The sequence below is a fragment of the Salmonella sp. 741265050_HSA genome (assembly GCF_046569445.1).
Lineage (GTDB): Bacteria > Pseudomonadota > Gammaproteobacteria > Enterobacterales > Enterobacteriaceae > Salmonella > Salmonella enterica.
This window is the reverse complement of sequence record NZ_JBKFSV010000024.1, coordinates 1-12494: the sequence shown is the minus strand read 5'-3', so window position 1 is coordinate 12494 and position 12494 is coordinate 1. Positions and strand designations below refer to the sequence as shown.

The window sequence follows — 12494 nt, the reverse complement described above, 5'->3', positions numbered from 1 at the left end:
ATCAGCCTTGGCGCTGTTTATGCTTCGGCTCGGCACTGCAAATCACACGGATGACACCATCACGCTTAACGATTTTGCAGTTACGGCATAATTTCTTGACGGAAGCACGAACTTTCATTTTTACTCTCCGTAACTTCTCAGGCGACCAATTAACGGCCGTAGCCTTTCAGGTTCGCCTTCTTCAATGCAGACTCATACTGACTGGACATCATCAGAGTTTGCACTTGAGCCATAAAGTCCATAATCACGACAACAACGATAAGCAGTGAGGTCCCACCGAAGTAGAACGGCACTTTCATTGCATCACGCATGAACTCCGGGATCAGGCAGATAAAGGTAATATACAGCGCACCAACCAGGGTCAGGCGGGTCATTACTTTATCGATATACTTCGCCGTTTGCTCTCCCGGACGAATTCCTGGTACAAATGCACCGGACTTCTTCAGGTTATCTGCTGTTTCACGCGGGTTGAAAACCAACGCCGTGTAGAAGAAACAGAAGAAGATGATTGCAGACGCATAGAGTAACACATAAAGCGGTTGCCCAGGCTGCAAATACAGCGAAATTGTTGTCAGCCAGTTCCAACCAGTACCGCCCCCGAACCATGACGCGATGGTCGCCGGGAACAGAATAATACTGGAAGCGAAGATTGCCGGGATTACCCCCGCCATATTCACTTTCAGCGGTAAATGTGTGCTCTGTGCAGCATAGACACGACGACCTTGCTGACGTTTGGCGTAGTTTACCACAATACGGCGTTGACCACGTTCAACGAATACTACAAAGAACGTCACTGCAAATACTAATACTGCAACCAACAGCAACACGAGGAAGTGCAGGTCGCCTTGACGCGCTTGCTCGATAGTATGGGCAATGGCTGGCGGGAGTCCCGCAACGATACCAGCGAAGATGATGATTGAGATACCGTTACCGATACCGCGCTCAGTAATCTGTTCGCCGAGCCACATCAGGAACATGGTTCCTGTAACCAGACTTACAACAGCGGTGAAATAGAACGCAAAGCCTGGATTCATCACCAGGCCCTGCATACCAGGCATATTCGGCAAACCGGTAGCAATACCGATCGACTGGAATATCGCCAGCACCAGAGTACCGTAACGGGTGTACTGGCTGATCTTACGACGACCAGACTCCCCTTCTTTCTTAATTTCTGCCAGCGTTGGATGAACCACCGTCAACAGCTGGATAATGATCGACGCCGAAATATACGGCATGATCCCCAGGGCAAAGATAGAAGCACGGCTGAGAGCACCACCAGAGAACATGTTGAACATTTCAATGATGGTGCCTCGCTGTTGCTCAAGCAGTTTGGCAAGTACAGCGGCATCAATACCAGGGATCGGAATAAAAGAGCCAATACGGAACACAATCAGCGCGCCGATAACAAACAGCAGTCTGCGTTTCAGCTCACCTAAGCCACCTTTGGCACTTTGAAAATCTAATCCCGGTTGTTTAGCCATCTGCTACTTATTCCTCGATTTTACCGCCAGCAGCTTCGATAGCAGCACGAGCGCCTTTAGTAACACGCAGGCCACGAACAGTTACCGGAGTAGTGACTTCACCAGCCAGGATCACTTTCGCGAACTCGATCTGGATACCGATAATGTTTGCCGCTTTCAGCGTGTTCAGGTCTACAACGCCGCCTTCTACTTTCGCCAGGTCAGACAGACGAACTTCGGCTGTAATCGCTGCTTTGCGAGAAGTGAAGCCGAATTTCGGCAGACGACGGTACAGAGGCATCTGACCACCCTCGAAACCGCGACGTACGCCACCGCCAGAACGAGACTTCTGACCTTTGTGACCACGACCACCGGTTTTACCGAGGCCAGAACCGATACCACGACCCAGGCGTTTACCCGCCTTTTTGGAGCCTTCGGCCGGAGACAGAGTATTTAAACGCATCTCTTACTCCTCAACTTTAACCATGAAGGAAACCGCGTTGACCATACCACGAACAGCAGGAGTATCCTCGCGCTCTACGGTGTGACCAATACGACGCAGACCCAGGCCAAGCAGCGTTGCCTTGTGTTTCGGCAGACGACCGATTGCACTGCGGGTTTGAGTAATTTTAATAGTCTTTGCCATGGTTTATTTCCCCAGAATTTCTTCAACGGATTTACCACGCTTGGCAGCGACCATTTCTGGAGAATTCATATTTTCCAGGCCATCAATAGTTGCACGAACCACGTTGATCGGGTTGGTGGAACCGTATGCTTTAGCCAGAACGTTATGAACCCCAGCAACTTCCAGAACGGCGCGCATTGCACCACCGGCGATGATACCGGTACCTTCGGAAGCTGGCTGCATGAATACACGAGACCCCGTGTGAACACCTTTAACCGGGTGCTGCAGGGTGCCGTTGTTCAGCGCGACGTTAATCATATTGCGACGGGCTTTTTCCATCGCTTTCTGGATCGCTGCTGGAACTTCACGCGCTTTACCGTAACCAAAACCTACGCGACCGTTACCATCGCCTACTACAGTCAGAGCTGTGAAGGAGAAAATACGACCACCTTTAACGGTTTTAGATACGCGGTTTACCGCGATCAGCTTTTCCTGCAGTTCGCCAGCTTGTTTTTCGATGTGAGCCATCTTACACCTCTACCTTAGAACTGAAGGCCAGCTTCACGGGCAGCATCTGCCAGTGCCTGGACACGACCATGATATTGGAACCCGGAACGGTCAAAGGACACATCTTTGATGCCTTTTTCCAGAGCGCGTTCAGCGACAGCTTTACCCACAGCTGCAGCCGCGTCTTTGTTACCGGTGTACTTCAGTTGTTCAGCGATAGCTTTTTCTACAGTAGAAGCAGCTACCAGAACTTCAGAACCGTTCGGTGCAATTACCTGTGCGTAAATATGACGCGGGGTACGATGTACCACCAGGCGAGTTGCGCCCAGCTCTTTGAGCTTGCGGCGTGCGCGGGTCGCACGACGGATACGAGCAGATTTCTTATCCATAGTGTTACCTTACTTCTTCTTAGCCTCTTTGGTACGCACGACTTCGTCGGCGTAACGAACACCCTTGCCTTTGTAAGGCTCAGGACGACGGTAGGCGCGCAGATCTGCTGCAACCTGGCCGATCACCTGCTTATCAGCGCCTTTCAGCACGATTTCAGTTTGAGTCGGACATTCAGCAGTAATACCTGCCGGCAGCTGATGGTCAACTGGGTGAGAGAAACCTAAAGACAGGTTTACTACATTCCCTTTAACCGCTGCACGATAACCTACACCAACCAGCTGCAGCTTCTTAGTGAAGCCTTCGGTAACACCGATAACCATTGAGTTCAGCAGGGCACGCGCGGTACCAGCCTGTGCCCAACCGTCTGCGTAACCATCACGCGGACCGAAGGTCAGTGCATTATCTGCATGTTTAACTTCAACAGCATCGTTGAGAGTACGAGTCAGCTCGCCGTTTTTACCTTTGATCGTAATAACCTGACCGTTGATTTTGACATCAACGCCGGCAGGAACAACGACCGGTGCTTTAGCAACACGAGACATTTTTTCCTCCGATTAGGCTACGTAGCAGATAATTTCGCCACCAAGACCAGCCTGGCGCGCTGCACGATCAGTCATAACACCTTTAGAGGTAGAAACAACTGCGATACCCAGACCGGCCATAACTTTCGGCAGCTCATCTTTACGTTTGTAGATGCGCAGGCCTGGGCGGCTGACACGCTGAATGCTTTCTACAACAGCTTTACCCTGGAAATACTTAAGAGTCAGTTCCAGTTCCGGCTTGGTGTCGCCTTCAACTTTAAAATCTTCAATAAAACCTTCTTCCTTCAGCACGTTGGCAATTGCCACTTTCAGCTTGGAGGAAGGCATGGTGACCGCAGCTTTGTTCGCGGCCTGACCGTTACGGATACGGGTCAGCATATCCGCGATCGGATCTTGCATGCTCATCTGTCTTTACTCCCGTGATTCAATTGGTGACAATTACCAGCTAGCCTTTTTCAGACCCGGAATTTCACCGCGCATAGCGGCTTCACGGACCTTAATACGGCTCAACCCGAACTTCCGCAGGAAAGCGTGCGGACGACCAGTTTGACGGCAGCGGTTACGCTGACGTGACGGGCTGGAATCACGCGGCAGAGTCTGCAGCTTAAGAACCGCATTCCAACGATCTTCGTCGGTTGCGTTCACATCAGAGATGATCGCTTTCAGTTCAGCGCGTTTCGCGAAGTATTTATCAGCTAAAGCTACGCGTTTTACTTCGCGTGCTTTCATTGATTGCTTAGCCATTTAGTAACCCTACCTTACTTGCGGAACGGGAAGTCAAAGGCAGCCAGCAGAGCACGGCCTTCTTCGTCAGATTTCGCAGTAGTGGTAATGGTAATATCCAAACCACGAACGCGGTCGACTTTATCGTAGTCGATTTCTGGGAAGATGATCTGCTCACGGACACCCATGCTGTAGTTACCACGACCGTCGAATGACTTAGCGGACAAGCCACGGAAGTCACGGATACGAGGAACAGCAATAGTGATCAGGCGCTCAAAGAACTCCCACATGCGTTCGCCACGCAGAGTTACTTTACAGCCGATCGGATAGCCCTGACGGATTTTGAAGCCTGCAACAGATTTGCGTGCTTTGGTGATCAACGGTTTTTGACCGGAGATTGCTGTCAGGTCTGCTGCTGCGTTATCCAGCAGTTTCTTGTCAGCGATCGCTTCACCAACACCCATGTTCAGGGTGATCTTCTCGACCCGAGGGACTTGCATGACAGAATTGTAGTTAAACTCAGTCATGAGTTTGTTAACTACTTCGTCTTTGTAGTAATCATGCAGTTTCGCCATCGTACTACTCCAAATTACTTGATAGTTTCGCTGTTAGACTTGAAGAAACGGACTTTTTTGCCGTCTTCGAATCTAAAGCCTACACGGTCAGCCTTGCCGGTTGCCGCATTGAAGATTGCAACGTTAGAAACCTGAATTGCAGCTTCTTTTTCAACGATGCCGCCCGGTTGGTTCAGAGCCGGAACCGGCTTCTGGTGTTTCTTAACCAGGTTGATACCTTCAACAATGACCTTGCCGGAAGACAGGACATTCTTAACTTTACCGCGTTTACCTTTATCTTTACCGGTTAACACGATAACTTCGTCATCACGACGGATTTTCGCTGCCATGATTCGCTCCTTAGAGTACTTCTGGTGCCAGAGAGATAATTTTCATGAACTTCTCGTTACGAAGTTCACGAGTTACCGGCCCAAAAATACGCGTACCGATAGGCTGCTCGCTGTTATTGTTTAAAATAACGCATGCATTACCATCGAAGCGAATGACAGAACCGTCCGGGCGACGAACACCCTTCTTGGTGCGCACCACTACCGCCTTCAGCACATCACCTTTTTTGACCTTACCACGCGGAATCGCTTCTTTGATGGTGATCTTAATGATGTCGCCTACGCCTGCGTAGCGACGGTGCGAGCCACCCAGAACCTTGATACACATTACGCGACGTGCACCGGAGTTGTCGGCGACGTTCAGCATAGTCTGTTCTTGGATCATTTTAGTGCTCCGCTAATGTCAACTACTACTGAGACCCGAAAATCAGGTCGTTAAAAAAACCCCATATCGAGGGCGCGGCATTATAACACCGCAAATCAGATATGGGTAGAAAAAATAAACGGCCCATCGCTGAGCCGTTTATTCGTTGAGAATGCGTACTGTATTACAGAACCGCTTTCTCTACAACGCGAACCAGAGTCCAGGATTTGGTCTTGGACAGCGGACGGCATTCGCGGATTTCAACCACGTCGCCGATACCGCATTCGTTGTTCTCGTCATGTACGTGCATTTTGGTCGTACGCTTGATGAATTTACCGTAGATCGGGTGTTTCACAAAACGTTCGATAGCAACAACAATGGATTTCTCCATTTTGTCGCTAACCACGCGACCTTGCAGAGTACGGATTTTATCGGTCATTACGCACCCGCCTTCTCAGTCAGTAAAGTCTTAACGCGTGCGACATCACGACGCACTTGCTTCAACAGGTGAGACTGTTGCAGCTGGCCACTTGCAGCCTGCATACGCAGGTTGAACTGCTCACGCAGCAGGTTCAGTAGCTCGGTGTTCAGCTCTTCAACGCTCTTCTCACGCAGCTCTTTTGCTTTCATTACATCACCGTCTTAGTTACAAAGGTGGTTTTAATCGGCAGTTTCGCTGCTGCCAGCTTGAATGCTTCACGGGCCAGCTCTTCCGGTACGCCGTCCATTTCATACAGGACTTTACCCGGCTGAATCAAGGCAACCCAATACTCCACGTTACCTTTACCTTTACCCATACGCACTGCCAGCGGCTTTTCAGTGATCGGTTTGTCCGGGAATACACGGATCCAGATCTTACCTTGACGCTTAACTGCACGGGTCATAGCACGACGTGCTGCTTCGATCTGACGGGCAGTCAGACGACCACGGCCAACAGCTTTCAGGCCGAAGCTGCCGAAGCTAACATCCGCGCCTGCAGCCAGACCACGGTTGCGGCCTTTGTGCATTTTACGGAATTTTGTACGCTTTGGTTGTAACATCAGCGACGCTCCTTATTTACGGCCTTTACGCTGCTGCTTTTTCGGTTGAGCAGCCGGTTTTTCCGGTTGTTCAACAGCAGCCATACCACCCAGGATCTCGCCTTTGAAGATCCACACTTTAACGCCGATTACACCATAAGTGGTGTGCGCTTCAGAGGTGTTGTAGTCGATGTCAGCACGCAGAGTGTGCAGCGGTACGCGACCTTCGCGGTACCATTCGGTACGTGCGATTTCCGCGCCGCCCAGACGGCCGCTAACTTCAACTTTGATACCTTTAGCGCCCAGACGCATGGCGTTCTGTACAGCACGCTTCATCGCACGACGGAACATAACGCGACGTTCCAGCTGAGAAGTGATGCTGTCAGCAACCAGTTTAGCGTCCAGTTCAGGTTTACGAACTTCGGCGATGTTGATCTGTGCAGGAACGCCAGCGATATCCGCTACGACCTTACGCAGTTTTTCTACGTCTTCACCTTTTTTACCGATAACGATACCCGGGCGAGCGGTGTGAATAGTCACACGGATGCTCTTAGCCGGACGCTCGATAACGATACGAGATACAGACGCTTTAGCCAGTTCCTTCGTCAGGTACTGACGTACTTTAAAATCGCTGTCCAGGTTGTCAGCGAATTCTTTGGTGTTCGCAAACCAGGTAGAGTTCCATGGTTTTACAATACCCAGGCGAATACCATTAGGATGTACTTTCTGACCCATTGCTAGTCTCCAGAGTCTCAGCGATCGGACACAACCACAGTGATGTGGCTGGTGCGCTTCAGGATGCGATCTGCACGACCTTTTGCACGCGGCATAATGCGCTTCATGCTCGGGCCTTCGTCTACGAAAATTTTCGTCACTTTCAGATCGTCAATGTCAGCGCCATCGTTGTGTTCAGCGTTAGCAATGGCAGATTCCAGAACTTTCTTGACCAGTACAGCCGCTTTCTTGTTGGTGTAGGTCAGAATATCCAGAGCCTGCGACACTTTCTTACCGCGAATCAGGTCAGCAACAAGGCGAACCTTCTGAGCAGAAGAACGAGCATGGCGATGTTTAGCGATAGTTTCCATCTCTTCCTCCTACCTTATTTCTTCTTCGCTTTTTTATCAGCAGCGTGGCCGCGATAAGTACGAGTCGGTGCGAATTCACCCAGTTTGTGACCGACCATTTCGTCGGAAACAAATACCGGAACGTGCTGACGACCATTATGGACAGCGATGGTCAAACCGATCATGTTAGGAAAGATCGTTGAACGACGGGACCAAGTGCGCAGGGGCTTCTTGTCTCCGCTTTCCACCGCTTTCTCTACCTTCTTCAGCAAGTGCAGGTCAATAAAAGGACCTTTCTTGAGAGAACGTGGCATGGCTTATCCTCTAAAATTATTTGCTACGGCGACGTACGATGAATTTATCAGTACGCTTGTTGCTGCGGGTCTTCTTACCTTTGGTCTGAACGCCCCACGGAGTTACCGGGTGCTTACCAAAGTTACGACCTTCACCACCACCATGTGGGTGGTCTACTGGGTTCATCGCAGTACCGCGAACGGTAGGACGAACGCCACGCCAGCGTGCAGCACCTGCTTTACCCAGAACGCGCAGCATATGCTCAGCATTGCCAACTTCGCCCAGGGTTGCACGGCAGTCTGCTTCGACTTTACGCATTTCACCAGAACGCAGACGCAGGGTGACATAAGCGCCATCGCGAGCAACGATCTGAACGTAAGTACCAGCGGAACGCGCCAGCTGACCGCCTTTACCTGGTTTCATTTCTACGTTATGAACGGTAGAACCAACCGGGATATTGCGCATCGGCAGGGTGTTGCCTGCTTTGATTGCAGCATCAACGCCAGACTGAATCTGGTCGCCAGCTTTCAGGCCTTTCGGGGCCAGGATGTAACGGCGTTCGCCGTCTTTGTACAGAACCAGCGCGATGTTCGCGGAACGGTTCGGATCGTACTCAAGACGTTCAACAACTGCCGGGATACCGTCTTTGTTGCGTTTGAAGTCAACAATACGATAAGCCTGTTTGTGACCACCACCGATATGACGAGTGGTGATACGGCCATTGTTGTTACGACCACCGGATTTGCTGTTTTTTTCAACCAGCGGAGCAAAAGGTTTGCCCTTGTGCAGCTCTGGGTTGACCACTTTAACGACGTGGCGACGACCCGGAGATGTCGGTTTACATTTAACAACTGCCATTGTATTACTCCTCCGACTTACTCAGCGCCGCCGACGAAGTCCAGATTCTGGCCTTCTTTCAGGGTGACGTAAGCTTTTTTCCAGTCGCTACGACGACCGATACGCTGTCCGTGACGTTTAACTTTCCCTTTAACTACCAGGGTGTTAACGACTTCGACTTCGACTTCAAACAGTTTCTGCACAGCAGCTTTGATTTCTGCTTTGGTCGCGTCTTTAGCAACTTTGAGAACGATGGTGTTGGTTTTTTCCATCGCAGTAGACGCTTTTTCAGAAACGTGCGGTGCGCGCAGCACCTTCAGCAGACGTTCTTCACGAATCATGCCAGCATCTCCTCAACTTGCTTAACAGCATCAGCAGTCATTACGACTTTGTCGAAGGCGATCAGGCTAACCGGGTCGATACCAGTCGCATCGCGTACGTCAACCTTGTGCAGGTTACGTGCGGCCAGGAACAGGTTCTCGTCCAGCTCACCGGTGATGATCAGCACATCTTCCAGAGCCATGTCTTTCAGTTTCTGTGCCAGCAGCTTAGTTTTCGGCGCTTCTACAGAGAACTTCTCGACAACGATCAGACGATCCTGACGTACCAGTTCGGACAGGATGCTTTTCAGCGCGCCGCGGTACATCTTCTTGTTAACTTTTTGACTGTGGTCCTGCGGACGAGCAGCGAAGGTCACGCCACCGGAACGCCAGATCGGGCTCTTGATAGAACCTGAACGCGCACGGCCAGTGCCTTTCTGGCGCCACGGTTTTTTACCGGAACCAGTTACTTCAGCACGAGTCTTCTGAGCACGAGTACCCTGACGAGCACCAGCTGCATAAGCAACAACAACCTGGTGAACCAGCGCTTCGTTGAAATCACGACCGAAGGTAGTTTCGGAAACAGTCAGCGCGCTCTGCGCGTCTTTCAATACTAATTCCATTGCTATCCCCTTACGCCTTCACAGCTGGTTTAACGATCAGGTCGCAACCGGTTGCACCCGGAACACCACCCTTAACCAGCAGCAGGTTGCGCTCAGCGTCAACGCGTACTACGTCAAGGCTCTGAACGGTTACGCGCTCATTACCCATCTGACCTGCCATTTTCTTGCCTTTGAACACTTTGCCCGGAGTCTGGTTCTGACCGATAGAACCCGGAACGCGGTGAGACAAGGAGTTACCGTGAGTAGCGTCCTGGGTACGGAAGTTCCAGCGCTTAACGGTACCAGCGAAACCTTTACCTTTAGAGGTACCGGTTACGTCAACTTTTTTAACGTCAGCAAACAGTTCAACGCTGATGCTCTGACCTACGGTGTATTCTTCGCCTTCAGCCAGACGGAATTCCCACAGACCACGGCCAGCTTCTACGCCAGCTTTAGCAAAGTGACCCGCTTCCGGCTTGGTGACACGGTTAGCTTTTTTAGCACCCGTAGTAACCTGAACAGCGCGGTAGCCATCGTTAGCCAGGTCTTTAACCTGAGTAACACGGTTTGCTTCAACTTCGATTACGGTTACTGGGATAGAGACGCCATCTTCAGTGAAGATGCGGGTCATACCCACTTTTTTACCGACTAAACCAATCATTGTATCAACCTCTCAATCGCTCGATGACCTGATTAACCCAGGCTGATCTGCACGTCTACACCGGCAGCCAGGTCCAGACGCATCAGAGCATCAACGGTTTTCTCGGTTGGCTCAACGATGTCAACCAGACGCTTGTGAGTGCGAATTTCGTACTGATCGCGCGCATCTTTGTTAACGTGCGGAGAGATCAGAACGGTAAAGCGCTCTTTGCGGGTCGGCAGCGGGATCGGACCGCGAACCTGCGCACCAGTGCGCTTGGCAGTCTCGACGATTTCCGCGGTTGATTGATCGATCAGACGATGATCAAACGCTTTCAGGCGGATACGGATTCTTTGGTTCTGCATGAGACCAGAGCTCCAATTATTTTATAAACGAAAATGATTACTCCTCACACCCATTACGATTGATGGGAGAGTGTAACCGTTCTTACGTAGCTCCCCGATTGGGAGCATTGTTAAATAGCCAAATCGGCTATTCGAGGTTCAAATCGAACCTGCCGTCAATTACGACAAGCCCGCGCATTATACGTAAATCTCAGCCTGACGCAAGTGTCGGATAGAAATTAAGCGCTTTATTCTTATGCGAGCATGATTCCAGGTGGTACGCATGGGATGGCAACGCGCATCTTTTCTTTGGAAGGCATCAGGCAAATCTGGCGATACGTCGTTGTCGCTGTCGCATAAATCTATAAAGGTGAGCACAAGCCTTGACGAGGATTTGCTTATGTTTGTTGCCCTCCCCTTTCTCATTTTTTATGCGTCGTTCTCTTTATTACTTGGCATATACGACGCGCGTACCGGTCTGTTGCCTGACCGGTTTACCTGTCCATTACTGTGGGGTGGTCTGCTTTATCACCAGATTTGCCTGCCGGAGCGTTTACCGGATGCGCTTTGGGGTGCTATCGCCGGCTATGGCGGATTCGCGTTAATTTACTGGGGCTATCGCCTGCGTTATCAGAAAGAGGGGCTTGGATATGGCGACGTCAAGTACCTTGCAGCCTTAGGAGCGTGGCATTGTTGGGAAACACTGCCGTTACTGGTTTTCCTTGCCGCCATGTTGGCCTGTAGCGGGTTTGGCGTCGTGCTACTGGTGAGAGGTAAATCGGCATTAATAAACCCGCTACCTTTTGGGCCATGGCTGGCGGTGGCGGGTTTCATAACAGGTTGGAAAGCTTTCTTTCCAGACGGTTAATCGGTAACCTTAATTTGTGATTGCAGATAATTTTGCATACCAAGTTTGGCAATCAAATCCAGCTCAGTTTCCAGCCAGTCGATGTGGCCTTCCTCGTCGGCAAGAATTTCAATCATCATATCCCGGCTGACATAATCATGAACGCTATCGGCATAGGCTATTGCCTCACGTAGATCTTTTGCGCCTTCCAGTTCGAGCCGGAGATCCGATCGTAGCATCTCTTCAACATCTTCACCGATGCCCAGCTTGCCCAGATCCTGTAGGTTCGGTATGCCTTCCAGAAATAAAATACGCTCAATATACTTATCGGCGTGTTTCATCTCATCAATGGATTCATGGTACTCAACATCATTAAGCCGGGTCAGCCCCCAGTTTTTGAACATACGGGCATGAAGAAAATACTGATTAATTGCGACAAGCTCATTTCCCAATAGTTTATTGAGATAATTTATGATTTTAACATCACCTTTCATTTTATAGTCCCTCCGCTTCCACTCTCTAGAGCGTAGATGGGGCTACAGGGATGTCAAAAAAAAGAGTGTGACTCAGGCGATCTCTTTAAATTCCGGCATTTTCGTTAACTCATCCTGCATCACTTCTCGCGCGGCGCGAATACACTTACCACATTGATTTCCCACAGGAATAAATTTACGCAACTGTTGAAATGACTGTGGATGAAATTGTCGTACAGCCTGGCGGATTTTTTTATCGCTTATACCATTACACAAACAAACGTACATGATCGCTCCCGTTCAATTTCCGCACAAAGTGTAAATGAGAATGGTTATGATTACAATAGCACAAAGCGATTTACGCCATGGGAGAAGCGTTAAAAAGGGTGAATAAATATAACAGCGGCTAAATAGCAGGCAACAAAAAGGGCGCCGAAGCGCCCTCTTCAATTCAAAACTAATTAACGAGTAATTAGCCCAGAACTTTAGCAACAACGCCCGCGCCAACGGTACGGCCGCCTTCACGGATTGCGAAACGCAGA

At 50.3% G+C, this 12494-nt stretch carries 27 protein-coding genes; 1 reads left to right on the top strand and 26 read right to left on the bottom strand.

Annotated features, from left to right (window positions below):
* Position 1: 1 nt before the first annotated feature.
* The 23 genes from rpmJ to rpsJ all read right to left on the bottom strand — a co-directional run bounded on the left by rpmJ (position 2) and on the right by rpsJ (position 10653).
* Positions 2-118: a 50S ribosomal protein L36 gene (gene rpmJ, locus ACLD4F_RS21510; RefSeq protein WP_000868187.1), complete on the bottom strand. Its 117-nt coding sequence runs from the start codon at positions 116-118 to the stop codon at positions 2-4.
* 31 nt (positions 119-149) lie between these two features.
* A complete protein-coding gene (gene secY, locus ACLD4F_RS21505) occupies positions 150-1481 on the bottom strand; it encodes a preprotein translocase subunit SecY (protein ID WP_001118864.1) in 1332 nt (443 codons plus the stop codon).
* 7 nt (positions 1482-1488) lie between these two features.
* Entirely contained in the window at positions 1489-1923 is a 435-nt protein-coding gene (gene rplO / locus ACLD4F_RS21500; protein ID WP_001238917.1) for a 50S ribosomal protein L15, read from the bottom strand.
* A gap of 3 nt (positions 1924-1926) precedes the next feature.
* Positions 1927-2106, bottom strand: coding sequence for a 50S ribosomal protein L30 (gene rpmD, locus ACLD4F_RS21495; RefSeq protein ID WP_001140434.1), 180 nt, complete (start codon positions 2104-2106; stop codon positions 1927-1929).
* A 3-nt stretch (positions 2107-2109) separates the two neighbouring features.
* The gene (gene rpsE / locus ACLD4F_RS21490; RefSeq protein WP_000940121.1) at positions 2110-2613 is read right to left on the bottom strand and encodes a 30S ribosomal protein S5; all 504 of its coding nucleotides are present in this window, start codon (positions 2611-2613) and stop codon (positions 2110-2112) included.
* Between the two features lie 14 nt (positions 2614-2627).
* Positions 2628-2981, bottom strand: a complete 354-nt coding sequence (rplR, locus tag ACLD4F_RS21485) for a 50S ribosomal protein L18 (RefSeq protein WP_000358956.1) — start codon at positions 2979-2981, stop codon at positions 2628-2630.
* Positions 2982-2990: 9 nt separating this feature from the next.
* Positions 2991-3524 carry a 50S ribosomal protein L6 gene (rplF, locus tag ACLD4F_RS21480; protein WP_000091939.1) on the bottom strand — a complete coding sequence of 178 codons (534 nt, stop codon included), beginning with the start codon at positions 3522-3524 and terminating at the stop codon, positions 2991-2993.
* A gap of 12 nt (positions 3525-3536) precedes the next feature.
* Positions 3537-3929: a 30S ribosomal protein S8 gene (gene rpsH / locus ACLD4F_RS21475; RefSeq protein WP_000062611.1), complete on the bottom strand. Its 393-nt coding sequence runs from the start codon at positions 3927-3929 to the stop codon at positions 3537-3539.
* 33 nt (positions 3930-3962) lie between these two features.
* Positions 3963-4268 (bottom strand): 30S ribosomal protein S14, encoded by a 306-nt coding sequence (gene rpsN, locus ACLD4F_RS21470; RefSeq protein ID WP_001118932.1) that lies wholly within the window; start codon positions 4266-4268, stop codon positions 3963-3965.
* Between the two features lie 14 nt (positions 4269-4282).
* A complete protein-coding gene (gene rplE / locus ACLD4F_RS21465; RefSeq protein ID WP_001096206.1) occupies positions 4283-4822 on the bottom strand; it encodes a 50S ribosomal protein L5 in 540 nt (179 codons plus the stop codon).
* A gap of 14 nt (positions 4823-4836) precedes the next feature.
* Positions 4837-5151: a 50S ribosomal protein L24 gene (rplX, locus tag ACLD4F_RS21460; RefSeq protein ID WP_000729185.1), complete on the bottom strand. Its 315-nt coding sequence runs from the start codon at positions 5149-5151 to the stop codon at positions 4837-4839.
* A 10-nt stretch (positions 5152-5161) separates the two neighbouring features.
* Positions 5162-5533: a 50S ribosomal protein L14 gene (gene rplN / locus ACLD4F_RS21455; RefSeq protein ID WP_000613954.1), complete on the bottom strand. Its 372-nt coding sequence runs from the start codon at positions 5531-5533 to the stop codon at positions 5162-5164.
* Positions 5534-5696: 163 nt separating this feature from the next.
* Positions 5697-5951: a 30S ribosomal protein S17 gene (gene rpsQ, locus ACLD4F_RS21450; protein WP_000130101.1), complete on the bottom strand. Its 255-nt coding sequence runs from the start codon at positions 5949-5951 to the stop codon at positions 5697-5699.
* Positions 5951-6142 carry a 50S ribosomal protein L29 gene (gene rpmC / locus ACLD4F_RS21445; protein WP_000644742.1) on the bottom strand — a complete coding sequence of 64 codons (192 nt, stop codon included), beginning with the start codon at positions 6140-6142 and terminating at the stop codon, positions 5951-5953. The genes rpsQ and rpmC overlap by 1 nt, the downstream gene beginning before the upstream one ends.
* Positions 6142-6552, bottom strand: a complete 411-nt coding sequence (rplP, locus tag ACLD4F_RS21440) for a 50S ribosomal protein L16 (protein WP_000941208.1) — start codon at positions 6550-6552, stop codon at positions 6142-6144. The genes rpmC and rplP overlap by 1 nt, the downstream gene beginning before the upstream one ends.
* 12 nt (positions 6553-6564) lie before the next feature.
* Positions 6565-7266 (bottom strand): 30S ribosomal protein S3, encoded by a 702-nt coding sequence (rpsC, locus tag ACLD4F_RS21435; protein WP_000529945.1) that lies wholly within the window; start codon positions 7264-7266, stop codon positions 6565-6567.
* Positions 7267-7283: 17 nt separating this feature from the next.
* A complete protein-coding gene (rplV, locus tag ACLD4F_RS21430) occupies positions 7284-7616 on the bottom strand; it encodes a 50S ribosomal protein L22 (protein ID WP_000447529.1) in 333 nt (110 codons plus the stop codon).
* Between the two features lie 14 nt (positions 7617-7630).
* On the bottom strand, positions 7631-7909 hold the full coding sequence (rpsS, locus tag ACLD4F_RS21425; protein ID WP_001138115.1) for a 30S ribosomal protein S19: 279 nt from the start codon (positions 7907-7909) through the stop codon (positions 7631-7633).
* 16 nt (positions 7910-7925) lie between these two features.
* Complete coding sequence (rplB, locus tag ACLD4F_RS21420; protein WP_000301869.1) at positions 7926-8747, bottom strand: 50S ribosomal protein L2; 822 nt, start codon at positions 8745-8747, stop codon at positions 7926-7928.
* A gap of 17 nt (positions 8748-8764) precedes the next feature.
* Entirely contained in the window at positions 8765-9067 is a 303-nt protein-coding gene (gene rplW / locus ACLD4F_RS21415; protein ID WP_000617546.1) for a 50S ribosomal protein L23, read from the bottom strand.
* Entirely contained in the window at positions 9064-9669 is a 606-nt protein-coding gene (rplD, locus tag ACLD4F_RS21410; RefSeq protein ID WP_000424395.1) for a 50S ribosomal protein L4, read from the bottom strand. The genes rplW and rplD overlap by 4 nt, the downstream gene beginning before the upstream one ends.
* Before the next feature lie 10 nt (positions 9670-9679).
* The gene (rplC, locus tag ACLD4F_RS21405) at positions 9680-10309 is read right to left on the bottom strand and encodes a 50S ribosomal protein L3 (protein ID WP_000579838.1); all 630 of its coding nucleotides are present in this window, start codon (positions 10307-10309) and stop codon (positions 9680-9682) included.
* Positions 10310-10341: 32 nt separating this feature from the next.
* On the bottom strand, positions 10342-10653 hold the full coding sequence (gene rpsJ / locus ACLD4F_RS21400; protein WP_001181005.1) for a 30S ribosomal protein S10: 312 nt from the start codon (positions 10651-10653) through the stop codon (positions 10342-10344).
* 379 nt (positions 10654-11032) lie between these two features.
* Here rpsJ and hopD point away from each other — a divergent pair, with 379 nt between their 5' ends.
* Positions 11033-11500, top strand: coding sequence for a prepilin peptidase (gene hopD / locus ACLD4F_RS21395; RefSeq protein ID WP_079944723.1), 468 nt, complete (start codon positions 11033-11035; stop codon positions 11498-11500).
* On the opposite strand, the gene bfr is transcribed toward hopD, so the two are convergent.
* The 3 genes from bfr to ACLD4F_RS21380 all read right to left on the bottom strand — a co-directional run.
* A complete protein-coding gene (gene bfr / locus ACLD4F_RS21390; protein ID WP_000675530.1) occupies positions 11497-11973 on the bottom strand; it encodes a bacterioferritin in 477 nt (158 codons plus the stop codon). The genes hopD and bfr overlap by 4 nt on opposite strands.
* A 72-nt stretch (positions 11974-12045) precedes the next feature.
* Positions 12046-12240: a bacterioferritin-associated ferredoxin gene (bfd, locus tag ACLD4F_RS21385; protein WP_411011028.1), complete on the bottom strand. Its 195-nt coding sequence runs from the start codon at positions 12238-12240 to the stop codon at positions 12046-12048.
* A 184-nt stretch (positions 12241-12424) separates the two neighbouring features.
* A partial coding sequence (locus ACLD4F_RS21380) for a hypothetical protein (protein ID WP_168992435.1) occupies positions 12425-12494 on the bottom strand: 70 nt, incomplete at its 5' end.

Coding starts and splice junctions, on each gene's coding strand:
- rplF (WP_000091939.1), bottom strand. CDS start 3,524: ATGTCTCGTGTTGCTAAAGCACCGGTCGTTGTTCCTGCCGGCGTTGAT.
- rpmC (WP_000644742.1), bottom strand. CDS start 6,142: ATGAAAGCAAAAGAGCTGCGTGAGAAGAGCGTTGAAGAGCTGAACACC.
- rpsS (WP_001138115.1), bottom strand. CDS start 7,909: ATGCCACGTTCTCTCAAGAAAGGTCCTTTTATTGACCTGCACTTGCTG.
- rplB (WP_000301869.1), bottom strand. CDS start 8,747: ATGGCAGTTGTTAAATGTAAACCGACATCTCCGGGTCGTCGCCACGTC.
- rplN (WP_000613954.1), bottom strand. CDS start 5,533: ATGATCCAAGAACAGACTATGCTGAACGTCGCCGACAACTCCGGTGCA.
- rplO (WP_001238917.1), bottom strand. CDS start 1,923: ATGCGTTTAAATACTCTGTCTCCGGCCGAAGGCTCCAAAAAGGCGGGT.
- rpsE (WP_000940121.1), bottom strand. CDS start 2,613: ATGGCTCACATCGAAAAACAAGCTGGCGAACTGCAGGAAAAGCTGATC.
- rpsC (WP_000529945.1), bottom strand. CDS start 7,266: ATGGGTCAGAAAGTACATCCTAATGGTATTCGCCTGGGTATTGTAAAA.
- secY (WP_001118864.1), bottom strand. CDS start 1,481: ATGGCTAAACAACCGGGATTAGATTTTCAAAGTGCCAAAGGTGGCTTA.
- bfd (WP_411011028.1), bottom strand. CDS start 12,240: ATGTACGTTTGTTTGTGTAATGGTATAAGCGATAAAAAAATCCGCCAG.
- rplV (WP_000447529.1), bottom strand. CDS start 7,616: ATGGAAACTATCGCTAAACATCGCCATGCTCGTTCTTCTGCTCAGAAG.
- rplC (WP_000579838.1), bottom strand. CDS start 10,309: ATGATTGGTTTAGTCGGTAAAAAAGTGGGTATGACCCGCATCTTCACT.
- rplX (WP_000729185.1), bottom strand. CDS start 5,151: ATGGCAGCGAAAATCCGTCGTGATGACGAAGTTATCGTGTTAACCGGT.
- rplD (WP_000424395.1), bottom strand. CDS start 9,669: ATGGAATTAGTATTGAAAGACGCGCAGAGCGCGCTGACTGTTTCCGAA.
- rpsJ (WP_001181005.1), bottom strand. CDS start 10,653: ATGCAGAACCAAAGAATCCGTATCCGCCTGAAAGCGTTTGATCATCGT.
- rpsQ (WP_000130101.1), bottom strand. CDS start 5,951: ATGACCGATAAAATCCGTACTCTGCAAGGTCGCGTGGTTAGCGACAAA.
- rplE (WP_001096206.1), bottom strand. CDS start 4,822: ATGGCGAAACTGCATGATTACTACAAAGACGAAGTAGTTAACAAACTC.
- rpmD (WP_001140434.1), bottom strand. CDS start 2,106: ATGGCAAAGACTATTAAAATTACTCAAACCCGCAGTGCAATCGGTCGT.
- rpsN (WP_001118932.1), bottom strand. CDS start 4,268: ATGGCTAAGCAATCAATGAAAGCACGCGAAGTAAAACGCGTAGCTTTA.
- bfr (WP_000675530.1), bottom strand. CDS start 11,973: ATGAAAGGTGATGTTAAAATCATAAATTATCTCAATAAACTATTGGGA.
- rplR (WP_000358956.1), bottom strand. CDS start 2,981: ATGGATAAGAAATCTGCTCGTATCCGTCGTGCGACCCGCGCACGCCGC.
- rplW (WP_000617546.1), bottom strand. CDS start 9,067: ATGATTCGTGAAGAACGTCTGCTGAAGGTGCTGCGCGCACCGCACGTT.
- rplP (WP_000941208.1), bottom strand. CDS start 6,552: ATGTTACAACCAAAGCGTACAAAATTCCGTAAAATGCACAAAGGCCGC.
- rpsH (WP_000062611.1), bottom strand. CDS start 3,929: ATGAGCATGCAAGATCCGATCGCGGATATGCTGACCCGTATCCGTAAC.
- hopD (WP_079944723.1), top strand. CDS start 11,033: ATGTTTGTTGCCCTCCCCTTTCTCATTTTTTATGCGTCGTTCTCTTTA.
- rpmJ (WP_000868187.1), bottom strand. CDS start 118: ATGAAAGTTCGTGCTTCCGTCAAGAAATTATGCCGTAACTGCAAAATC.